Genomic DNA, 21876 nt, shown 5'->3' on the forward strand with positions numbered 1-21876 from the left:
GCTCAAACCTTGACGATGCCCAGGCTGACCAGGAGCCGCCACACGTCCGTGGACGGGTCACGGCTCAGGACCTCGCAGTTCTTGGCGTGCCCCGAGCGGGCGGCCCGTTCCTTCGCCGAGCGACCGTACTTCGGGGCCTCGAATGTGGCGTTGGCGGGCTTGCACGAACCGTGCTCGCACTGACCGACCAGGGCTCGCGCGTGCTGCACCGCCGCCTTCTCCTTGCCCTTCAGCGCCTTGGTACGGGCAGCGTCGAGGCCCTTGTCGGGCTTGTCGAACCGCTTGTACGCAGGGTCGGCCTTGCGCAGCTTCTCCAGGACGTGCGTGTTCTTCGCCGCGCCCTGGGCGCCGCCGAACGGCTGGAAGTGCAGCAGCAGCCACAGTTCGAAGGAGGGGTGGGAGAAGCAGACCTCGGTGTCCGAGGCCGCTGCGGCCTCGAAGGCCTCTGGGATGTCGTGGTGGCTGTCCCGGTCGAAGAGCACCCAGGTCTCGTCCTCCCCCTGAGCGGCCTCGACCACCGCCTTGACGGCACGGGACGGGATCAGGCCGTCGGCCTTGCGGACCGGCTTGATGGTGAAGGCCGGCCGGCCGGTCTCGCTGTCCCCGCTCCCGTACTCCTTGTTGAGGTAGCGCAGGTAGTCGTACTCGGTCGCCTCGCCTTCGCATCCCACGTACAGCACCCGCTCGCGACGTGAGTACTGCGACGGAGGCGCCTGCGGCGGCATCACCGTGCTCGCCGCGTCCTTCTTCGACCTGCGCCTGCTGCTCATGCTCCGTGCCCACCCCGCTCGCTCACGCCGTCGCTGCCGCCTTCTCCTCGAACCAGGACACCTCACGGGCGATCTCGCCCGGGGTCACCCGGGGCACCCCTCCGTACCGGCCCCGCAGATAGCCGCGCTCCAGGTCCTCGCCGGCCTCGGGGTGTGCGGCGACCAGCGGATACAGCTCGGTCGCGCCGGACTTCGTCTTCGCGGTGAGCCATACCTGGTCGCGGCCGAGCGGACGGTCCAGCACGGCGTTGCCGAGCAGCGTGGCGTCGTGGGTGGTGAAGATCAGCTGGGCACCCTTGGCATTGGCCTTACGGTCCTGGAAGAGGCGGACGACCTCGGCGGCCAGCGTGGGATGGAGACTGGAGTCGAGCTCGTCGACCAGCAGCGTCGTCCCGTTGTCGAGGACGGTGAGCATCGGGCCGAGGAAGGCGAACCACGCGTGTGTGCCGAAGCTTTCCTCGGTGAGGAAGTCGAGGGCCACGGCTTCCGCCCCCTCCGTCCGGTGCCGAAGAGAGACCGCACCGGTGTCCGGATCGAGATCGAAGCCGGTGACGCCCAGGTCGGCGGCGGCCAGGAGCTGGACGAGCCGTTCGCGATAGCCGGTGTCGTCATGGAGCTCGGTGAGGCGGCGCTTGGTCCAGTCGGCACGGTGTGTGATGTCCTCACCCGGGGTCATCAGCCACAGGTTGTTCAGGAACCAGCGATGCAGGGCGGACAGCTGAGGGTCGTTGAGGGTGGCCGCGGTGGAGAGGAAGAGGGCGTTCGGCCGGGTGAGTGCGACCAGGTCGTCGCGGCGGCCGGTGAAGGCCGGGCTCTCGAAGAGGTACTCGTCGCCGTCCTCTGCCGGGCGGTCCGCCTCCCTGTCGAACCAGACCTGCCGGACGCCGCCCGGGTAGGCGTGCAGCCATTCGGCCTCGACCCGGTCGTCGGAGAGTTCGAAGCCGTAGGTGTAGCGGACGGGGGTGCGGACGCCGAGGACCAGGTCCACCTCGAAGAGGGTGGTCTCCTCGGCGCTGGCGGCGTCCAGCTTGAAGGGCTGCCGGTGAGGTACCCCGGGATACTTGGCCCAGTCCGCGAACGAGGTGCGTACCGCCTCCCGCATGGCATGGAACGCGCTGAGCATGTTGCTCTTGCCGGAAGCGTTCGCACCGAAGATCCCTGCCACGGGCAGCACCGGCACGTGCCCGCCATCGCCCTGAGCGATCCCGCTGTCCCGCGCGATGCTGTCGGCACTGTCCACACTGCCCGCAGCGACAAGTGTCAGCTCGGCCTCGTCCCGGATCGAGCGGTGATTCGCCACTCGAAAGCGCAGAAGCACCGTCCACCTCCCGAAGGGGCGGGAAAGTCCCGCCGCCGGCTCACACTGCGCGGACCTTCCGCGACGGCCAGCCTATGCCGGGCTGGTCGGACCGTGCCAGCTCCTGCGAGCCCTCGATGATCAGGCTGTGGCAGCTTCCCGGCGAGCCGTGGACGCGATCGTCGCCGAGCCCACCACGCGCGTGCCGTCGTACAGGACGATCGCCTGGCCGGGGGCGACGCCGCGGACCGGCTCGGTGAACGTCACGCGCAGGGCGCCGTCGACCGGCTCGGCCCTCACCTCGGTCTCGCCGCCGTGGGCGCGCAGCTGGGCGGTGTAGGTGCCGGGGCCGGCGGGGGCGGTGCCGCACCAGCGGGGCTTGATCGCGGTGAGCGCGGTGACGTCCAGGGCGTCGGCCGGGCCGACGGTGACGGTGTTGGTGACCGGGGAGATGTCCAGGACGTAGCGCGGCTTGCCGTCCGGGGCCGGGGTGCCGATCCGCAGGCCCTTGCGCTGGCCGATGGTGAAGCCGTACGCGCCCTCGTGCGTGCCCAGCTTGGCGCCGGACTCGTCCACGATGTCGCCCTCGGCCTTGCCGAGCCGCTTGGCCAGGAAGCCCTGGGTGTCGCCGTCGGCGATGAAGCAGATGTCGTGCGAGTCGGGCTTCTTGGCCACGGCCAGGCCCCGGCGCTCGGCCTCCGCGCGGATCTCCTCCTTGGTGGTGACCGTGTCGCCGAGCGGGAACATCGCGTGCGCGAGCTGCCTCTCGTCCAGCACCCCGAGGACGTAGGACTGGTCCTTCGCCATGTCGGAGGCGCGGTGCAGCTCGCGGGAGCCGTCCGGGTTCAGGATCACCTTGGCGTAGTGGCCGGTGCAGACGGCGTCGAAGCCGAGGGCCAGCGCCTTGTCCAGCAGGGCGGCGAACTTGATCTTCTCGTTGCAGCGCAGGCACGGGTTCGGGGTGCGGCCGGCCTCGTACTCGGCGACGAAGTCCTCGACGACGTCCTCGCGGAAGCGGTCGGCGAGGTCCCAGACGTAGAACGGGATGCCGATGACGTCGGCCGCGCGGCGGGCGTCGCGCGAGTCCTCGATGGTGCAACAGCCCCGCGCGCCGGTGCGGAACGACTGCGGGTTCGCGGAGAGCGCGAGGTGGACGCCGGTGACGTCGTGGCCGGCTTCCGCGGCGCGCGCGGCGGCGACGGCGGAGTCGACCCCGCCGGACATGGCGGCGAGGACGCGGAGGGGGCGGGTGCGCTGCGGGGTGTCAGTCATAGCCCTTCCAGGGTACGGGGCGCGGGAACCGCGTCGGCCTGATATCCGTTGACGATCGCAGAGGGTGACGACGGGGCCGGCGGCAGCGGCGGCGACGGGGGCGGACATGGGCGCGGCGAAGGACGACACGGACCGGCGGCTGGGGCGGCGGGCCCTGCTGGTCGGCGGGGCGGCGGCGGCCGTGGGCACGGCCGTGCTGGCCCGGGAGGAGCTGTCCCGGCTGTGGTGGCGGATGCCCGGGGTGGACAAGTCGCGGGTGGCGGGCGCGGTGGACTTCCGGGGCGCGCGCTGGGTGGGTGCCTCGGCGGCGAACTACCGGCTCGCGGACCGGCCGTCCGACTACCCGGTGGACCGGGTGGTCATCCATGTCACCCAGGGCGGCTACGCGTCCGCGGTGAAGGTCTTCCGGGACCCGGGGCACGGGGCGGCGGCGCACTACATCGTGCGCAAGGACGGGCGGGTCACCCAGCTCGTCCGGGAGCTGGACGTGGCCTTCCACGCGGGCAACCGGGAGTACAACGAACGCAGCGTCGGCATAGAGCACGAGGGCTTCGTGGAGGACGCCTCGTCCTTCACGGACGAGATGTACGCGGCCTCGGCGCGGCTGACCGCGGCGGTATGCGGGCGGTACGGCATACCCGTGGACCGTGAGCACATCATCGGGCACGTCGAGGTGCCGGGGACGGACCACACCGATCCGGGGCGGTTCTGGGACTGGGACCGGTACATACGCCTGGTCCGCGCCGAGCGGGAGAAGGCCGGGAGGACCGCGTCACCCCGCGCGGCTACGTGAGACCGGCCGCGCGGGCGCGTTCCACCGCCGGGCCGATCGCCTTGGCCACGGCCTCGACGTCCGCCTCCGTGGAGGTGTGGCCGAGGGAGAAGCGCAGGGTGCCGCGGGCCAGGTCCGGGTCGGTGCCGGTGGCGAGGAGGACATGGCTGGGCTGGGCGACGCCCGCGGTGCAGGCGGAGCCGGTGGAGCACTCGATGCCCTGGGCGTCCAGCAGGAGCAGCAGGGAGTCGCCCTCGCAGCCGGGGAACGTGAAGTGGGCGTTGGCCGGGAGCCGGCCCTCGGGCGCCGGGTCGCCGCCGAGGATCGCGTCCGGTACGGCGCGGCGCACGGCGTCGATCAGCTGATCCCGCAGGGCGCCGATCTCGCGCGTGAACCACTCGCGCTGTTCGGCGGCGAGCCGGCCGGCCACGGCGAAGGAGGCGATGGCCGGGACGTCCAGCGTGCCGGAGCGCACGTGCCGCTCCTGGCCGCCGCCGTGCAGGACGGGTACGGGGGTGTGCTCGCGGCCGAGGATCAGCGCGCCGATGCCGTACGGGCCGCCGATCTTGTGCCCGGAGACGGTCATGGCGGCCAGGCCCGAGGCCTCGAAGTCGACCGGGACCTGGCCGAAGGCCTGGACCGCGTCGGCGTGCAGCGGGATGCCGAACTCGGCGGTGACGTCGGCCAGTTCCCGGATCGGCATGACCGTGCCGATCTCGTTGTTGGCCCACATCACGGTGGCCAGGGCGACGTCGGCGGGGTTGCGGGCGATGGCCTCGCGCAGCGCCTCGGGGCGGACCCGGCCGTGGGAGTCGACGGGGAGGTACTCGACGGTGGCGCCCTCGTGCTCGCCGAGCCAGTGCACGGCGTCCAGGACGGCGTGGTGCTCGACGGGGCTGGCCAGGACGCGGGTGCGGGCCGGGTCTGCGTCGCGGCGGGACCAGTACAGGCCCTTGACGGCGAGGTTGTCGGCCTCGGTGCCGCCGGAGGTGAAGACGACCTCGCTGGGGCGGGCGCCGAGGGCTTCCGCGAGGGTTTCGCGGGATTCCTCGACCGTGCGGCGTGCCTGGCGGCCGGATGCGTGGAGGGAGGAGGCGTTGCCCGTGATGCTCAACTGGGCGGTGAATGCCTCCGCCGCCTCCGGGAGCATCGGGGTGGTCGCGGCGTGGTCGAGGTAAGCCATGGTGAGGCGATTCTACGGCTCCCCTGCGGTCGGCTTCGGCCGCGAGGGCGTGCCGTTGGCTCCGCGCGTTGCGCCGGCCGCGCCTGAGTGCCTTGCGTCGGCCGCGCTGGACGCCTTGCCTGCGGCCCCGCCTGGGCGCCTTGTGTCGGCCGTACCTGGGCTTGGTGATGGCGCACCCGGCGCTGTCGGCCGTGCCCACCCGTTCCGCCCCGCGGAACGATTGCCCACGGCGGGCAGGGCGGGTGCGGCGGTGCGGCCGGTCCGGCGGCGGTGCGGGTGCGGCGCGGCGACGGGGCGGCCGGTCGGCGGGTGCGACGGCGGTGCGGCGGGGGGCCGTTGCCGCGTTGCCGCCCGCGGTGCGCCGCGGGGTGCCGGGTGGGTCACAGGCTCCAGGACACCGTGCCCGAGAGTTCCATCGCGATCACCAGGACCGCCAGGTCGGCGACGCCCAGGGTCAGACCGAGGTAGGCGCGGCCCCGGCGGGTCGTGCCGCGCCAGAGGGCGACCGCGGCCAGGACGATGGCGATCGGGCCGAGGAAGAGGTTCAGGACGAGCAGGCCGAGGAGGCCGAGGATGAAGGACGCGACGGCCATGCCGTCGGCGTCACGGGGGCGCGGGCGGGTGTCGGTGCGGGGGCGGCCGGTGGCCGGTGCGGTGAGGTGCATGACGCTCAGCTCCTGAGTCCTTTCCGGTGGTCGGCTGGCCGGGGTTCCGGGGTCAGTCGGCCGGGGCGGTCGGCCGGGTCAGTTGGCCGAGGTGTGGCGGCGGCGCCCGTGGCGCTCGCGGATCGCGAAGACGCCGAGCCAGACGGCGATGACGGCGGCCAGGACGGCGGTGACGGTCAGCGGTGCGTGAGCGACGGTGCCCAGCACGACGCCGAGCAGCATGAGTGCGGCGACGAGGAACAGCATGGGATCAGATCCCCCCTCCGATATGCCTCGTGGTCAGCCGGTGTGAAGTTTGGGTGAACAGTTGTAGTAACAGTTGTTCACTGACTTCGAGTCTAACGCTCCCGGCGGCTTTCAAATTCCAGAGAACAGTTGTTAACTGGATGACATGAGTCACACCCTCGGCATCCGGCAGGCCCAGAAGCAGAAGACCCGGCAGGCGTTCCTCGACGCGGCGCTCGCCCTGCTGGAGGAGCAGAGCCTGAGCAGCCTGGGTCTGCGCGAGGTCACCCGGGCCGTCGGTGTCGCCCCGACGGCCTTCTACCGGCACTTCCGCTCGACCGCCGACCTCGGTGTGGCCCTGGTCGACGAGGCGCTGGGCAGCCTGCATCCGATGGTGCGGACGACGGTGTCCACCACGGGCGACAGCGAGGAACGCATCACGCGTGCCATCGAGTTGATCGCCCGTCACGTAGACGCGTACCCCGCCCATGTCCGTTTTATCGCCCGGGAGCGACATGGCGGAGTCCAGCCGGTGCGCGAAGCCATCCGGGCCCAACTGCACCGGTTCGCCGAGGAGGTGAAGGCCGAGCTGGCCAACGACCCGGAGGCGGCGGGCTGGAGCGACGACGACCTGCTGATGCTCGCGCACCTCTACGTCGACCAGATGCTCATCACCGCCTCCCTGTTCCTGGAGGCGCTGGAGGCCCCGGCGCAGGAGCGGGAGCGGGTGACGCAGCTCGCCGCCCGCCAGCTCCGGCTCATCAGCATCGGCCGCAGCCACTGGCTGGACTGAGAGCCGTCCCGCCACGGGTGAGCCGCCGCTCAGCCCTGCTGGTACAGGGCCGTGACGCAGCGGGCGCCGGTCAGCAGTTCCGCGCGGGCCTCGGGCGGGTCCAGGACCTCCACCCGGTCGGAGAACGCGAGGAGTTGGCGTACCGCGCGCAGCACCGGGTAGGCCAGCCGCGCGGTGACCCACTCGCTCGCGCCGTCGTCCTCGGGCGGAGCCGTCAGCTGTGCGGCGGCCATGCGCTGGAACATGTCGAGCAGTTCGCGCCGTACCCGCACGGTGACCTCGATCCCGTTCTCCCGTTCCTCCACCTGCCGGCGCAACAGCTCCCAGACGTCGGCGAGTTCGACCCCGGGCCGGCGCCGTACGGGCTCGTCCAGCAGCCGGGCCGAGCGCACCCGGTCGGCGCGGAACAGCCGGGGCCCGCCGCGCCGGTCGGCGACCAGGTACCAGACCCCGGCCTTGGCGACGAGGCCGTAGGGGTCCACGGTGTACGTCCGCGGTTCCCGCTCCCCGCTGTGCCGGTAGCGCAGCCTCAGGCGCCGGTCGGAGAACACCGCGTCCTGGAGCACGTCCAGGTCGACCGCCTGCCGCGGGCCGCCCTTCCAGCGGGTGGCGTCGACCAGGACGCGGCGGCTGGTCACCTCGGCGGCGGGCCGGTGCGGCGCCGGCAGCGCGGCCATCACCTTGCGCAGGGCCGAGCCGAGGGCCGCGTCGAGGCCGAGCGCGGCATGGGCGCCCTGCGCGGCCAGGATGAACAGGGCCCGGGACTCGTCGGCGGTCAGCCCGGTGACGTCGGTGCGGAAGCCGGGGAGGAGTTCGATGCCGCCGTGCCGGCCGCGCTCGGCGTACACCGGGACGCCGGCGGCGGACAGTGCCTCGACGTCCCGGTAGATGGTGCGCACCGACACCTCCAGCCGGTCGGCGAGTTCGGGCGCGGGGACACGGCCCCGGGTCTGGAGGAGCAGCAGGATCGAGAGCAGCCGGTCGGACTTCACCGCGCCAGGATCCCGCCGCCGCGAAGTGCCCCGCAAATGCTGACGCCGGTTGTCAGGTTATCCGGGCATCCTCGCCTCACCGACCGAGAGAGAGGCACACCATGACCAGCACCGGTTTCGTCGACCCGCGTCCCGTGTACGTCCGCGCCACCGAGCAGGCCGCCGCCCTGATCAAGACCGTGCGCCCCGAGGACCTGGCCCGGCCGACGCCGTGTTCCGAGTTCGATGTCCGGGCTCTGCTGAGCCACGTCGTCGGCGGCACCCGGCGGATCGCGGTGGTGGGCGAGGGCGGTGACGGGCTCGCCGTGCACCCCACCGCCGACGGCGTCGCGGACGACGGCTGGGCCGCGGCCTACGACGAGGTGCGGGCCCGTGTCCTCAGGGCCTGGGAGAGCGACGAACGGATGGTGACCCCGGTGCGGGTGCCCTGGGGCGAGGTCCCCGGCCACGCGGCACTCTCCGGTTACGTCATGGAGGTCGTCACGCACACCTGGGACCTGGCCGAGGCGATCGGCGCCGCGGGCGAACTCGATCCGGAGTTGGCCGAGTTCGCGCTCGCGACGGCCCGCGCGGTGCTGCCGGACACCCGGCCCCGCGGCGCGGAGACGCCCTTCGAGGCCCGCCGCGAGGCGCCGCTGGGAGCCGGACCCTACGAACGCCTGGCGGCCTGGCTGGGGCGCGAGCCGCTCAGCCGAGCCTGACCCGGGCCAGCTGTCGGGACTGGGCGACCAGGCGGTCCGCGCTGTCCCACACCTCGGCGTCCTCCTCCAGGAAGCCGCCGGCCAGGTTGCGGGTGGTGATGGACACCCGCAGCGGGCCGGGGGCCGGGCGGTGGCGGACGTGGACGGTGAGTTCCACGGTCGGCACCCAGCCCTTGAGGCCCAGTTCGAAGGCGGTGGGCGGGAGGGCGTCCACGGCGAGGAGCAGCGAGAGCGGGTCGGCGTCCCGGCCGTCGGCGAGGCCGAACCAGGCGCGCATCTCGCCCTTGCCGGAGGGCGCGCCGAGCGCCCAGCCGAGGGTGGCGGGGTCGAGTTTGAGCATCAGCCGGTCGGCGATGGCGGAGCTGCCCTCGACCGGGGAGCCACCCGACGGCAGCCGGGTGTCGGATGCGGCGTCGGCGGAGCCGAAGCACTGCTCCAGCGGGGGCATCGCGGGCGGGGTGGCGGTGGTACGGACGTCGTCGGGGAGGGTGGCGAGGTCGCCGTAGGAGGCGAGGACGCGGATGCGTTCGACCTCGTTTCCCTCGTCGTCGTACTGGAAGAGCGAGGCCTGGCCGGTGGAGAGGGTGCGGCCGGTGCGGACGGTCTCGGTGCGGACGACCGCCGGGCCGGGCCGGGAGGCGGTCAGGTAGTGCGCGGTGACGGAGAAGGGGTCCGGGTGCGGCAGGGTGTCCGCGAGGGCCCGGCCGAGCACGGCCAGCAGGTAGCCGCCGTTGACGGCGCTGATGATGGTCCAGCCGGCCGAGAGGTCGATGTCGTAGACGCCGGGCTCGCGCCGGGTGACCGCGGTGTCGCGGTCGAACTCGCTGTCGCCGATCAGGGCCCGTGACGGGGAGGGGGCGGAAGCTGCATCTGGCATGGCTGAACGGTACAGCAGAAAACTACTAAGCGGTAGCTTTCTTGGCTCATGGTGAGATGATCAGCGGATGATCCGCTCCCGCCCCCGGGTGAGGTTCCGGCAATTTCTCGGTAAGTGTCCGGACTCGTCCACAACCTCCGGCCGCGGATCGCCCTCTATGGGGACATGAGTCTCACCGGGACCCCGTTTCTCTACACGACCGTCCTGCTGGCGGTCGTCGCCCTCATACTGCCGCTCGTCCTGTGGTCGCGGATGCGTGGGCCCAAGCCCCTGCGGATCACGGCCCGGGTCCTCATGCTGCTGTTCGCCCAGGGCACGGCCGTCACCCTGGTGTTCGTGCTGGTCAACAACCAGAACAACCTCTACGACAACTGGGCCGACCTGCTCGGCACCGGCGACCACGTCCAGCAGGCCGCCGACCTCGGCAGGGACGGCACCGGCGGTATCGCGGTGACCCGGCTGCCCAGGGTCAGGCAGACCTTCCCGGCCGCCGACGGGCCCGGCATGCGCGCGGCCGGCGGAGTCCGCGTCACCCAGCTCAGGGGCCGGGTCTCCGGCGTGAACGCCGAGGTCTACGTCTGGCTGCCGCCGCAGTACGGCGAACCGGCCTACCGGAACAAGAAGTTCCCGGTGGTGGAGCTGCTGCCGGGCTACCCCGGTTCCGCGAAGGCGTGGTTCGGGTCGCTCAAGGCGCACGAGCAGTTGCTGCCGCTGATGAGGAGCGGGCGGGTGGCGCCGTTCATCCTGGTCGCCCCGCGCACCAACCTGCTGGCCGGCGTGGACACGGGCTGCGCCAACATCCCGGGGCAGGTCAACGCCGACACCTGGCTCAGCATCGACGTCCCGAAGATGGTCATGGACAACTTCCGGGCCCAGCCGGCCCCCCAGGGCTGGGCGGTGGCCGGGTACTCGGCGGGCGCGCACTGCGCGGTGAAGCTCGCCGTGGCGCACCCCGACCGGTACCGGGCCGCGGTGAGCATGTCCGGCTACAACGACCCGATCGGCGAACGCGACTCCCTGGCCGCCCAGACTCCGGCCCTGCGCGCCGCGAACAACCCCTATCTGCTGCTCCGGCGGGCGGCCGTGCCGCCCCGGATCGCGCTGTACCTCTCCGGCGAGTCCGGCGACGGCTACCAGGCGGGCATGGCCCTGGAGGCCGTCGCCAAGGCGCCGACCACCGTGCGGGTGGTGTTCCTGCCGCGCAGCGCGGGCGGTCACACCATGGCGCTGTGGCGCCCGCAGGTCGACACCGCGTTCCGCTGGCTGACCCTCCAGATGGGCCAGGGCCGCGCCAAGGGCCAGGACACCTCCGTCGCCGGGACCGCCCCTGGGACTACTCCTCGGTCACCGTCGACCGGCGGTTCCACGCACGCGGCGCTCGCCAGTGGAACCGCATCGCGAGCAGACGCAGCACGAAGGCCGTGATCACCGCGAGCCCGCTGGTGAACGGGGTCAGGACGTCGTAGCGGATGCACAGGACGACCATCGTGGCGCCGACCATCGCCGGGACCGCGTACAGATCGCGGTCCCAGCGCAGTAGCGAGGGCACCTCGTTGGCCAGCACGTCCCGCAGGACGCCGCCGCCCACGGCGGTGGCGAGGCCCAGCGTCGCCGACGCGGTCAGGCCGAGGCCGTAGCTGTACGCCTTCGTCGTACCGCTGACGCAGAACAGGCCGAGGCCGGCCGCGTCGAAGACGAGCACCGCCGCCTGGATGCGCTCCACGTGCGGGTGCAGGAAGAAGACGACGAGCGTGGCGAGCAGCGGGGTGACGAAGTACCCCAGGTCCGTGAAGGCGGCCGGGGGTACGGCCCCGATCACCACGTCGCGGAACAGCCCGCCGCCCAGCGCGGTGACCTCGGCGAGGACGGCGATGCCGAACACGTCGAAGTTCTTCCGTACGGCCAGCAGGGCGCCGGAGATCGCGAAGACGAAGATGCCGATCACATCGAGCGTGTGCTGGACGGAGGGACTGAAGAGTTGCTGGAGCTGCACCCTGACATTCTCGCCTGCCCGAGTGCGTGAACCTTACAAAGCCAGGCTCACAGGGTGGGCTTCCCTGTGGTGAACAGCCAGGTGTCGAAGAGATCGTCGAGCTGCTGCCCGCTGACGCGCTCGGCGAGGCGGACGAAGTCGGCGGTGTCCGCGTTGCCGTACCGGTGGAGCTTCGTCCAGGCCGGCAGCAGCTTGAAGAAGGCCGTGTCACCGATCCGCTCGCGCAGCACCTGGAGGGTCATCGCGCCGCGCTGGTAGACGGCGGAGGCGAACATCGTGTCCCGCTGCGGGTCGGCGACCTTGATCTGCCAGAAGGCGGAGTCGGCGGGACGGGAGTCGTAGCCGGCCAGGAAGGCGTCGTGGGCGGTGCGGGTGCCCTGGTGCTCGGCCCACAGCCACTGGGCGTAGGTGGCGAAGCCCTCGTTGAGCCAGGTGTCCTTCCACTGGGCCACGCTCACCGAGTCGCCGAACCACTGGTGGGCCAGCTCGTGCACGATGGTCGACTCGTTGCGCACGGCCGAGTAGGCGGGCTTGCTCTGCACCTCCAGCGAGAACCCCGCCTGCGGCATGTCGTCGACGATCGCGCCGGTCTCCTCGAAGGGGTACGGCCCGAAGACCTGCGACCAGTAGTCGGTGGCGGCGGCCGTGACGGCGTACACGTCGACGTTGTTGCTGTTCTTGAGCACGGGGTCGATGGCGACGTAGACGGGGGTGCCGCCGGGGGTGCGCCCGGTGCGCACGTCGAACTTCCCGATGGTGGCGGTGGCGAGGTAGGTCGCCATCGGCTTCGACTCCCGCCAGTGGGTGTACGTCGAGCCGCCCTTGTCGTACGTCGACACCAGCCGGCCGTTGGAGACGCCGGTCAGGCCCCGGGGAGCCTTGATCCGGATGTCGTAGGTGGCCTTGTCGGCGGGGTGGTCGCTGGACGGGAACCAGGTGGAGGCGGCGTTGGGTTCGCAGGCGACGAAGACGCCGTCGGAGGTCTTCATCCACCCGTAGTCGGAGCCGAAGATGATCGGTCCGCCGAGGGGCTGCGGTACGCCGCCGTAGGTCACGGAGACGGTGAAGTCCCGTCCCGCGGAAAGCGGGTGGCGGGGGGTGACGATGATCTCGTCGCCGTCCCGCGTGAACCGCGCGGATCTGCCGTCGACCTGGACGCCGGTGACCTCCAGCTGCTGGAGGTCGAGGTCGAAGGAGGAGAGCTTCTGGGTGGCACGGGCCGTGAGGGTCGTACGGCCGTCCAGCCGGCCGGTGTCCGGGGCGTAGGCGATGTCCAGGTCGTAATGGCGGGCGTCGAAACCGCCATTGCCCAGCCGGGGGAAGTAGGGGTCGCCGATGCCGGGGGCGCCGGGGGTGGGGGCGGAGGAGGCGGCGATGACGAGGAAGGAGGCTGCCGCGGTGGCGACAGCCCCCAGACGTGCCGAACGGGAGAGTGCCATGTGTCGTCCCTTTCGAGCGTGCCGATCAGTGGTCGGGCACGGACGACTCTGCACTCCCCCGTTCGGGCATGTACATGACTTTACCTAGTTGTCATGTGCTACTTGTCGGTTGACTCCTGGGAGTCGGCGCCGGACGCCTTGCCGGTGGCCTCGGCCTCGCGGCCGGTCTCCTCGGCGACGGCCTCGGTGTCACCCGAGCCCTCCGCCGGAGCGTCGGCCGCGGCGCCGGTGGCGGTGGCGGGCTCCTCGGCGGGGGCGTCGGCCGCGGGCGCGGCCTTGCCTGCCGAGACCTTCGCACCGGGACCGGTCTTCACACCGGAGGCCGGCTCCTCTTCGGAAGCCGCCGCCTCTTCGGAAGCCGCCTTGGCCTCGGGCGCCTCTTCGTCAGAAGCCTCTTCTTCGGAAGCGTCTTCTTCGGAAGCCGTCTTGCCGGAAGCCGTCTCCTCCTCGGAAGCCGCCGGCTCCTTCTCGGAAGCCGCCTCCTTCTCGGAAGCCGGCTTCTCCTCAGAAACCGCCGGCTTCTCTTCGGAAGCCACCGCCTCGGAAGCCGCCGCCGCTCCGGCGGCAGCCGTCTCCTCCGCAGCCGTCTCCTCCGCAGCCGTCTCCTCCGCGGCCGGCGCCTTGTCCGTCGCCGGTTCCTTCTCTGCCGCGCCCTCGGAGAGCACCGCGTCTGGCACCAGCTCCGACGCCTCCTTCGCCGCCGTCAGCAGGACCGTGTCCTGCGGGGCCTGGTCGGCGAAGTTCTCGGGGTGGTGGCAGGCGACCCGCTGGCCCGGCCGCAGCTCCACGAGCTGGGGCTCGGTGGTCTTGCAGATCTGCGTCGCCTTCCAGCACCGGGTGTGGAAGCGGCAGCCGGAGGGCGGGGCGATCGGGGAGGGCACATCGCCGCGCAGCAGGATGCGCTCGCTCTTCTGGCCCCGGCGCTTCGGGTCCGGCACGGGCACGGCCGACATCAGCGCCTTGGTGTACGGGTGCATCGGCGACTCGTACAGCGAGGTGCGGTCGGCGAGTTCCACGATCTTGCCGAGGTACATCACCGCGATGCGGTCCGAGACGTGCCGGACGACCGAGAGGTCGTGCGCGATGATCACGTAGGTCAGACCCAGCTCCTGCTGGAGGTCGTCCATGAGGTTCACGACCTGCGCCTGGATCGACACGTCCAGCGCGGAGACCGGCTCGTCGGCCACGACCAGCTTCGGCTTCAGGGCGAGCGCGCGGGCGATGCCGATGCGCTGGCGCTGACCGCCGGAGAACTCGTGCGGGTAGCGGTTGTAGTGCTCGGGGCTGAGGCCGACCAGGTCGAGGAGCCGCTGGACCTCCTTCTTCACCCCGCCCTCGGGCTCCACGCCCTGGAGCCGGAAGGGCGCCGAGACGATCGAGCCGATGGTGTGCCGGGGGTTCAGGGAGCCGTACGGGTCCTGGAAGATCATCTGGATGTCGCGGCGCAGCGGGCGCATCTGCCCGGTGTTCAGCCGCGTGATGTCCTGGCCCTCGAAGGTGATCTTCCCGCCGGTCGGGTCCTGGAGCCGGGTGATGACCCGGCCCATGGTCGACTTGCCGCAGCCCGACTCGCCGACCACGCCCAGGGTCTCGCCCTTGCGCACCTCGAAGTCAAGGCCGTCGACGGCCTTCACGGCGCCGACCTGGCGTTGCAGGATGCCCTTCTTGATCGGGAAGTGCTTGGTCAGCCCCTCGACCTTGAGCAGCACGTCCCGCTCCTCGGGAGCCGACGCCTGCTTCGGGACCGCGGCCTCGGCGACGGTGTCCGTCTTCTTGGTCTCACTCACAGCTTGGGCGCAATCTCTTCGGTCCAGATCCGCCGGCGGTCCTCGGCCGAGAGGTGGCAGGCGGACCAGTGCCCGGTGCTCACCTGCTCCAGCTCGGGGCGCACCGTGCGGGTGACGTTCCCCTTGGGGATGTCCGCGTACGGGCAGCGGGGGTGGAAGGCGCAGCCCGAGGGGACGTTGATGAGGCTCGGCGGCGAGCCCTTGACCGGGATGAGCCGTTCGGAGGTCTCGCGGTCGATGCGGGGCATCGAGCCGAGCAGGCCCCAGGTGTAGGGGTGCTGCGGCTGTTCGAAGACCTCGCCGGCCGGACCGCGCTCCACGCACCGGCCGCCGTACATCACGAGGACGTCGTCGGCGATCTCGGCGACCACGCCGAGGTCGTGAGTGATCATGATGACCGCGGAGCCGAACTCCTTCTGGAGGTCACGGATCAGGTCGAGGATCTGCGCCTGGACCGTCACGTCGAGGGCGGTGGTCGGCTCGTCCGCGATGAGCAGTTCGGGGTTGTTCACCAGCGCCATGGCGATCATGGCGCGCTGGCGCATACCGCCGGAGAACTCGTGCGGGTAGCCGTCGACGCGCTTGGCGGGCTCGGGGATGCCGACGCGGTCGAGCATCTCGATGGCCCGGGTGCGGGCGACCTTCTTGCTGACGTCGTGGTGCACCCGGTAGGCCTCGACGATCTGGTCGCCGACCTTGTAGTAGGGGTGCATCGCGGACAGCGGGTCCTGGAAGATCATCGCCATCTCGCGGCCGCGGAGCTTGCGCACCTCGTCCGGGGCGGCGGAGACCAGTTCCTTGCCGTCCAGCCAGATCTCGCCGGACATCCGCACGTTCTTGCCCCGGGTGCCGAGCCGGTGCAGGCCCATGATGGCCTGCGAGGTGACGGACTTGCCGGAGCCGGACTCGCCGACGATGGCGAGGGTCTTGCCCTTCTCCAGCGAGAAGCTGAGCCCGTCGACGGACTTCACCAGGCCGTCGTCGGTCGGGAAGTGCACCTTGAGGTCGCGGACCTCCAGGAAGGCTTCGGGTGCCTTGCCGGAGTCGGTGGGCTCGCCCACCGCGGCGCCGGTCTTGGAGAGTTCGGTCACGAGAGCCTCACCCGCGGGTCGGCGGCGGCGTAGAGCACGTCCACCAGGAGATTTGCGATCACGACGAAGAAGGCGGCGAGCAGGGTCACGCCGAGGATGGGGGGCAGGTCGTTGTCGGTGATGGCCTTCACCGCGTACTCGCCGATGCCGTGCAGCGAGAAGACGTACTCGGTGATCAGGGCGCCGCCGAGCAGCAGACCGATGTCCATGCCGAACACGGTGATGATCGGGGTGAGGGCGGCGCGCAGTCCGTGCCGGACCACGACGTTGCGCTCGCGCAGGCCCTTGGCGCGGGCCGTGCGGATGAAGTCCTCGTTCATCGTCTCCAGCATGCCCGAACGGGTGAGCCGCGCGTAGATGGCGGAGTACAGCAGCGCGAGCGAACACCACGCCGGGAAGAGGGTGTTGGCCCACTGCGAGGGGTTCTCGGTGAACGGGACGTAGGTGGTACCGAAGATCGGCCACTGGTACGTGAAGAGCAGGAGGGCCAGGTTGCCCGTGAAGAACATGGGGAGCGAGACACCGGCGAGGGCGACACCCATGAAGGCACGGTCGAAGAAGGAACGGGGCTTCAGCGCCGAGACGACACCGATGGCCACGCCCGACAGGACCCACAGCACGGCGGCACCCACGGCCAGCGAGATGGTCACCGGCAGCCGGCTGGTGAGCTGCGGCCAGACCGCCTCGTGGGTCTTGAAGGAGTAGCCGAAGCACGGGGCGTCGCAGTGCACCGTGGTGGGACCGATGTTGTAGTCGGCACCGGCCACGATCCCCTTGATGAAGTGCCAGTACTGGAGGTAGACCGGCTGGTCCAGACCGAGGTTGTGCTTGACCGCGGCGATGTCCGCCTTCGACGGGCTCTTGCCGATGTACTGCTGCGCCAGCTGATCCGCTGTCTGGCCGGCGAGCCGTGGCAGCAGGAAGAAGATGGCAAAGGTGACCGCGGAGACGACCAGCAGCAGGATCACTGCCGCGACCGTCCGGCGGAGGATGTACGAGATCACGGGGACCGGCGCTGGTGCCCGCGGGCCGCGAAGCCCGCGGGCACCAATGCCTTCACCTGCCTTCCGGGGCTGCTACTTCGACGCGACGCCGATGTTGAGGTAGTCGTACTGACCGCTGAAGGCCGCCGTGGAAACCAGGTTGGTGTAGCTCTGCGGGCGGCCCAGGAGGACCTTGAAGTAGGTCAGCGGGACCAGGACGGCGTCGTCCATGGTCTTCTTGTCGATCTGCGTGTAGAGCGTGTTGCGCTCGTTGGTGTCCTGAGTGCCGATCGCCTTGCCCAGCAGCTCGTTGACGTCCTTGTTGTTGTACTGCGACAGGTTGGTGTTGCCGGACTGGCTGATCGCCTTGCCGTTCAGGATCTGCTGGAGGAAGCCGTAGCCGGAGGGCCAGTCGGCACCCCACTGCATCATGATCAGGCCGATGTTCTGCTTCTCGGTGAACTTCGGCACACCCGCGTAGTCGGTGAAGTACTTGCCCGACGGGTACTGCTTCAGGCTGGCGTTGATGCCGACCTTCTTCAGCGAGTTGATGATCGCCGTGGCGGCGTCGATCTCCTGCGGACGGTCCGAACGGGCCGAGATGTTCGTCGAGATCGAGGACTTGCCGCAGGCCTTCAGCTGCTCCTTGGCCTTGGCGGCGTCACCCTTGCTGCCGGAGGTGGCGTAGACGTCGGACTTGCTGTAGCCCGGGATGTCCGGCGGCAGCACGGTGGAGGCGACGTCACCGCGGATCGGGCCGCCCTCGGCGGTCTGCACCGAGACCTTGTCGATCGCGTACTGGACGGCCTTGCGGCACTCGACCTTGTCGAACGGCTTCACCTTGGTGTTGATCGCCATGTAGACCAGGCGGCCACCGTAGGTGTTGTCCGTGTTGGCCTTCTTGGCGGGGTCGGTGAGGACGTCGGCCTGGGTCGAGGCCTGGACGCCGGTGCCGGCCAGGTCGATGGCGTCGCCCGCCATGACGTCCTGGTCGATCTTCTCCGGGTTGACCTTCAGGTTGACGACGATCTTGTCCGGCAGCTGCTTGCGCAGCGGGTCGGTCTTCGCGTCCCAGTTCTCGTTGCGCACGAGGACGGCCTGCTTGCCGTCGTCGTAGCTCTGGAACTTGTAGGAGCCGGAGGACACGATGTGCTTGACGTAGTCGACGCCGGTGTCCTTGGCCTTGGGCACCGGGGCCGTCTGCGGGGCGGCGACCAGGTAGTCGAACTCCTGGAAGGCCTGCTTCAGGTGGAAGACGATCGTGGTGTCGTCCGGCGTCTGGATGGAGGACAGGCCCTTGTCGCTCTTGTCCTTGTACGGGCCCTTGTACTTGTCGCCGCCGGCCAGGAACTGCTGGAAGTAGTTCGGGCCGAGGGAGAGCACGTCACGCGCGAAGTTCGAGCGCTCGACGGCGTACTTGACGTCCTTCGAGGTGATCGGCGAGCCGTCCTCGTACTTCAGGCCCGAACGCAGCTTGTACGTCCAGGTCTTGCCGCCGTCGCTCGGGACGCCCTTGCTCGCGGCGAGGTCCGGGACCAGGGTGTTGCCCTCCTGGCCGGCGCCCGGCTTGAAGGTCATCAGCGGGCGGGCCCACAGCCGGCTGAGGTTGTACATGTAGGCGTAGTACGTGTTGCCCGGGTCGAAGGAGTCCGGCACGTCGGCCATCTCGTAGGTGACCGTGCCGCCCTTCTTGTCGGACACGTTCACGATGCCCTTGGTCGCGGCGTTGGCACCGGCCGACTTGGTGTTGCCGTTCTCGTTCTTGTTGTCATCGGCCTTGCTGCAACCCGCAAGAAACAGGCTGGCGGAGCCGATGGCCGCGATCGCGGCCAGCGCTGACCTTCGCATGATGGGCGCTTTCCCCTCCATTGTTGGAAACTTTTCGGGCTCTCCGCGGCAGGCGTCAGCGGCTGCGCGGGTCGAGAGCATCGCGGAGACCGTCACCCAGCAGGTTGAAGGCCAGGACGGTCACGAAGATGGCGAGACCGGGGACGATCATGTACTGGGGATCGACCTTGTAGTAGGTGACCGCCTCACGGAGCATGCCGCCCCAGGACGCCTGCGGGGGCTGGATGCCGACGCCGAGGAAGCTGAGGGACGCCTCGAAGAGGATGTTGGTCGGGATGAGCAGCGTCGAGTAGACGATGATCGGGCCGACCAGGTTGGGCATCAGCTCCCGGAACAGGATGTACGGGGCCTTGGCGCCCATGCCCCGGGAGGCGTCCACGAACTCGCGCTCACGCAGGGCGAGGGTCTGGCCTCGCACGATCCGGCCCAGGTAGGGCCAGTTGAAGAAGCCGATGACGAAGATCAGCACGCTCAGGTGGAGCGGCAGCCCGTTGAGACCGAACGCGCCGCCCTGGAGGGTGGCGGAGATGGCGATCGCAAAGAGCAGGAGGGGGAAGGCGAGGAACGTGTCCATCAGCCGGCTGATGACCGAGTCGACCCGCCCGCCGTAGTAGCCCGCGACGACGCCCATGATCGCGCCGATGACGTTGGACAGGATCGTCGCGCCGAACGCCACCACCAGCGACACCCAGGAGCCCTCCAGGATGCGGGTGGCGATGTCACGGCCGAACTTGGGGTCCACGCCGAGCGGGTGATCGAGGCTCATGCCGCCCCAGCCGCCCGAGGGCAGCGAGGTGTCGGGCGTGATCAGGTCCTGGTGGAAGGCGTTGGGGTCGAGGCCGAAGAGGGCCTGGATGGGGCGGGAGAGGATCGCGAGAAGGATCAGCAGGATCACGACGACGCCGCCCGCGACGGCGACCTTGTCCTTCTTGAACCGGGTCCAGGCGATCTGGCCCAGGGAACGACCCTCGATCTGCCCCTTACCGGCACCCTCCAGCACAGCCTCCGGCTGTGCCTCGGCTGCCGCCCCGGTGGTCTCGATCGGTGCGGTCACGGTGAGCGACCCCTCTCGCCGGTGGTGACCGGCCTGCGCTGCCGCGGATTGCGGCTTTGTCGACTTGCCATCGAGCATGAGGTCTCGACCTCATGTCTGAGTCGGGAGTCTTCAGCGTCTTTGCGATCACCCGCCAGAGCTGACGGCGAAAGTATGCGCAACCGTGATGCAGTCCAGGGGATTCCGTTATCCGATCAGTGGGTAACGGGTATCGGACGCGGGCCAGTTGGGGCAGAACGGTGAATCTACGCGGTTCGGGGCGATCAGGCGATGTCTACGCGCGCAGAAGTGTGTCGTCCGTGTAAATTCTGCGACCCGGCGTCAAAACCCCTGTCACTCCGCTTGGTTGTCAGTAACCGCCGTGCACCGGTGGGTAGCCGTACCCGCCGGCCGGGGCCTGCGGCGGGACCGGTGCCTGGAGCTGGGGCTGCGGCACGGGGGCGTGCGCCTCGCGGTCGTAGAACGGGCGCGCGTTGGCCCGCATCCACATCACCACCGGGTCGTAGCCGTCCGTCATCGCGACCGTCGACACCGGCAGCCCCTCCGGGACCGCGCCGATGGACTGCTGCATCATCGCGCGCACCGAGTCGACCGCGGCGGGCGAGGTCTCGTAGACGTCCAGGCCGATGGCGAGATACGGCGCCCCGAGCGCGGGCTGGACCCAGGCGCGGCGCAGCGAGCGCAGCGCGGGGGTGCGGTGCGCGTTCTGCGCGAGGAGGGCGTAGAACTGCGGGATCTCGATGCCGGGCTCCGACAGGCGCAGCGGGCCGGCGGGCTGGCGGTCCAGACCGGTGGCGATGCGGCGCAGGTCCAGCCAGGGGATGCCGACTCCGCCGCCCGGGGCGTGCGGATTGAGCCAGAGGCCGTAGTGGTCGGGGTAGAGGGTGCGGGCCACGTCCAGGCCGTCGACCACTTCGTACGAGCGGTTCCAGCCGCTGGCCGACAGTTCCTGGGCGGAGGTGACGCAGGGGGCGTAGTGGGAGCCGTCCACCTCCATGTCCCCGTACTGGGCGTCCGGGGAGCCGGCCTGGCCGTGCCACAGGAGCATCCAGATCTGGCCGGAGGAGGGGGTGGCGAGGGCGCGGAGCAGGGCCTCGTAGGCGTCGTAGCGTCCCGGGGTGACCTGGCGCAGCATGTGCTCGACGCTGCCGCTGTGGCTCGCGCTCACCTGTTGTACCGGCCCTTCTACTCCGTGCCCCGCGTTTGGAGACAGCTTAAGCGCCCAGTGGCTCGGGGCCTTCTGTTCGTGCGCGGGTGCGGGTGGTGGTGGGTTCCCGCGCGGCGCCCCGCGCCCCCTGCGCCGGCCTGATCCAAACGAAGGACCCTAGTGGCCGTACTGGTAGAAGGGCCGGACGTTCGTTTTCAGCCAGTCGGAGACCGGGTCCTCGGCCACGTCCATGAGGATCAGGTTGACCGGCCACTTGACCGGGACCCGGCCGAGGGCCCTGCCGAGGGCGTCCAGGGGCAGCGTCCGGATGTCGCCCTCCCACTGGGAGAGTTCCACGCCCACGAACATCACCGGGTCGGCCGTCTCGATGGCGGCCAGGCAGCGGCGGGCGGTGAGGACCACGCCGGTCTCGGCGAACTCGGCGGAGGCCGCGGAGAGGAAGTCGACCGGATCGTCCTGCCAGTCGGGCTCGAAGAGGCGGACCCGGCCGCCGGCGTTGGGCCCGTCGAGCGGGGTGCGGCCGGCGCGGCACAGCTCGGCCACGGCGCCGGGCGGCAGCGGGATGCCGACCACACCGCCCGGGTTCACCGCGATGCCCGCCTGCGGCGGCAGGCCGCGCGCGAACTCCACGGCGGGGGCGATGGTGTACGACATGTGGGGACCGGCCGCCTGGCGCAGCTGCTCCTCGGAGCTGAACACCGGGACGTACACCTGGCCGTCGATCTCCATCGTGGGCAGGTCCAGCGGCCCGCTGTGCGGGCCACCGCCGTTGGGCAGCGGTATCCACAGGAAGCTGCGGCCGATGACCTCGATGATCCGGTCGCCCGCCGAGGGGATGCCGAGGGAGGCCGACAGCACCTCCTCCAGCTCGTTGCCGGGCCAACCGCCGTGCGGGTGGGGGTGCGCCTGTGCCGGGAAGTCCGCTGGGATGTCCGCCGGGAAGTCCATCTGCCTACCGCCTGCTGG

The 21876-nt window shown here is 70.6% G+C and carries 20 protein-coding genes and 1 pseudogene; 4 read left to right on the forward strand and 17 right to left on the reverse strand.

Translation table 11 applies throughout. The annotated features are described in order from the left end of the window. Positions 1-2: 2 nt before the first annotated feature. From AQJ11_RS22395 to mnmA, 3 genes are all read right to left on the reverse strand, one after another. Positions 3-770 (reverse strand): RloB family protein, encoded by a 768-nt coding sequence (locus AQJ11_RS22395; protein ID WP_059264150.1) that lies wholly within the window; start codon positions 768-770, stop codon positions 3-5. A 22-nt stretch (positions 771-792) separates the two neighbouring features. Further along, positions 793-2088: an AAA family ATPase gene (locus tag AQJ11_RS22400; RefSeq protein ID WP_059264151.1), complete on the reverse strand. Its 1296-nt coding sequence runs from the start codon at positions 2086-2088 to the stop codon at positions 793-795. A gap of 120 nt (positions 2089-2208) precedes the next feature. Then, entirely contained in the window at positions 2209-3339 is a 1131-nt protein-coding gene (gene mnmA / locus AQJ11_RS22405) for a tRNA 2-thiouridine(34) synthase MnmA (protein WP_059264152.1), read from the reverse strand. Positions 3340-3445: 106 nt separating this feature from the next. On the opposite strand from mnmA, the gene AQJ11_RS22410 reads away from it, so the two are divergent. Next, positions 3446-4132: an N-acetylmuramoyl-L-alanine amidase gene (locus AQJ11_RS22410; protein WP_014675139.1), complete on the forward strand. Its 687-nt coding sequence runs from the start codon at positions 3446-3448 to the stop codon at positions 4130-4132. Here AQJ11_RS22410 and AQJ11_RS22415 read toward each other — a convergent pair. The 3 genes from AQJ11_RS22415 to AQJ11_RS49885 form a co-directional block, all read right to left on the reverse strand. Further along, complete coding sequence (locus tag AQJ11_RS22415; RefSeq protein WP_059264153.1) at positions 4125-5294, reverse strand: cysteine desulfurase family protein; 1170 nt, start codon at positions 5292-5294, stop codon at positions 4125-4127. The genes AQJ11_RS22410 and AQJ11_RS22415 overlap by 8 nt on opposite strands. Positions 5295-5674: 380 nt before the next feature. Next, positions 5675-5959 carry a hypothetical protein gene (locus AQJ11_RS22420; RefSeq protein WP_014675137.1) on the reverse strand — a complete coding sequence of 95 codons (285 nt, stop codon included), beginning with the start codon at positions 5957-5959 and terminating at the stop codon, positions 5675-5677. A 78-nt stretch (positions 5960-6037) separates the two neighbouring features. After that, positions 6038-6205 carry a hypothetical protein gene (locus AQJ11_RS49885; protein WP_014675136.1) on the reverse strand — a complete coding sequence of 56 codons (168 nt, stop codon included), beginning with the start codon at positions 6203-6205 and terminating at the stop codon, positions 6038-6040. A 145-nt stretch (positions 6206-6350) separates the two neighbouring features. Between AQJ11_RS49885 and AQJ11_RS22425 the strand changes: the two genes are divergently transcribed. Further along, on the forward strand, positions 6351-6977 hold the full coding sequence (locus AQJ11_RS22425) for a TetR family transcriptional regulator (protein WP_014675135.1): 627 nt from the start codon (positions 6351-6353) through the stop codon (positions 6975-6977). A gap of 29 nt (positions 6978-7006) precedes the next feature. Here AQJ11_RS22425 and AQJ11_RS22430 read toward each other — a convergent pair whose 3' ends face one another. Continuing rightward, positions 7007-7969, reverse strand: a complete 963-nt coding sequence (locus AQJ11_RS22430; RefSeq protein WP_059264154.1) for a helix-turn-helix transcriptional regulator — start codon at positions 7967-7969, stop codon at positions 7007-7009. 101 nt (positions 7970-8070) lie between these two features. Between AQJ11_RS22430 and AQJ11_RS22435 the strand changes: the two genes are divergently transcribed. Next, positions 8071-8670: a TIGR03086 family metal-binding protein gene (locus AQJ11_RS22435; protein WP_059264155.1), complete on the forward strand. Its 600-nt coding sequence runs from the start codon at positions 8071-8073 to the stop codon at positions 8668-8670. On the opposite strand, the gene AQJ11_RS22440 is transcribed toward AQJ11_RS22435, so the two are convergent. Further along, the gene (locus tag AQJ11_RS22440; protein WP_059264156.1) at positions 8657-9547 is read right to left on the reverse strand and encodes a thioesterase family protein; all 891 of its coding nucleotides are present in this window, start codon (positions 9545-9547) and stop codon (positions 8657-8659) included. The two genes, AQJ11_RS22435 and AQJ11_RS22440, sit on opposite strands and share 14 nt — an antisense overlap. Before the next feature lie 165 nt (positions 9548-9712). Between AQJ11_RS22440 and AQJ11_RS22445 the strand changes: the two genes are divergently transcribed. Further along, positions 9713-10972, forward strand: coding sequence for an alpha/beta hydrolase (locus tag AQJ11_RS22445; protein WP_059264258.1), 1260 nt, complete (start codon positions 9713-9715; stop codon positions 10970-10972). Here the strand turns inward: AQJ11_RS22445 and AQJ11_RS46200 are convergent. The 9 genes and pseudogenes from AQJ11_RS46200 to AQJ11_RS22490 form a co-directional block, all read right to left on the reverse strand. After that, entirely contained in the window at positions 10881-11540 is a 660-nt protein-coding gene (locus AQJ11_RS46200) for a trimeric intracellular cation channel family protein (protein WP_041665509.1), read from the reverse strand. The two genes, AQJ11_RS22445 and AQJ11_RS46200, sit on opposite strands and share 92 nt — an antisense overlap. A gap of 47 nt (positions 11541-11587) precedes the next feature. Continuing rightward, on the reverse strand, positions 11588-12979 hold the full coding sequence (locus AQJ11_RS22455) for a M1 family metallopeptidase (protein ID WP_059264158.1): 1392 nt from the start codon (positions 12977-12979) through the stop codon (positions 11588-11590). 308 nt (positions 12980-13287) lie between these two features. After that, a pseudogene (locus tag AQJ11_RS22460) lies at positions 13288-14766 on the reverse strand (ABC transporter ATP-binding protein); the annotation flags it as partial. Then, positions 14763-15857 carry an ABC transporter ATP-binding protein gene (locus tag AQJ11_RS22465; RefSeq protein WP_014675128.1) on the reverse strand — a complete coding sequence of 365 codons (1095 nt, stop codon included), beginning with the start codon at positions 15855-15857 and terminating at the stop codon, positions 14763-14765. The pseudogene AQJ11_RS22460 and the gene AQJ11_RS22465, both read right to left, overlap by 4 nt. Continuing rightward, complete coding sequence (locus AQJ11_RS22470) at positions 15854-16861, reverse strand: ABC transporter permease (RefSeq protein WP_059264160.1); 1008 nt, start codon at positions 16859-16861, stop codon at positions 15854-15856. Before AQJ11_RS22470 ends, AQJ11_RS22465 begins: the two co-directional genes overlap by 4 nt. 72 nt (positions 16862-16933) lie before the next feature. Continuing rightward, the gene (locus tag AQJ11_RS22475) at positions 16934-18688 is read right to left on the reverse strand and encodes an ABC transporter substrate-binding protein (RefSeq protein ID WP_015493348.1); all 1755 of its coding nucleotides are present in this window, start codon (positions 18686-18688) and stop codon (positions 16934-16936) included. A 55-nt stretch (positions 18689-18743) separates the two neighbouring features. Then, positions 18744-19742, reverse strand: a complete 999-nt coding sequence (locus AQJ11_RS22480) for an ABC transporter permease (RefSeq protein WP_041665999.1) — start codon at positions 19740-19742, stop codon at positions 18744-18746. Positions 19743-20091: 349 nt separating this feature from the next. Continuing rightward, positions 20092-20877, reverse strand: coding sequence for an enhanced serine sensitivity protein SseB C-terminal domain-containing protein (locus AQJ11_RS22485; protein ID WP_086011669.1), 786 nt, complete (start codon positions 20875-20877; stop codon positions 20092-20094). Between the two features lie 189 nt (positions 20878-21066). Then, entirely contained in the window at positions 21067-21858 is a 792-nt protein-coding gene (locus AQJ11_RS22490) for an enhanced serine sensitivity protein SseB (RefSeq protein WP_059264161.1), read from the reverse strand. Positions 21859-21876: the final 18 nt, after the last annotated feature.

The organism is Streptomyces corchorusii (genome assembly GCF_001514055.1).
In the GTDB taxonomy this organism is placed as follows: Bacteria; Actinomycetota; Actinomycetes; order Streptomycetales; family Streptomycetaceae; genus Streptomyces; species Streptomyces olivaceoviridis.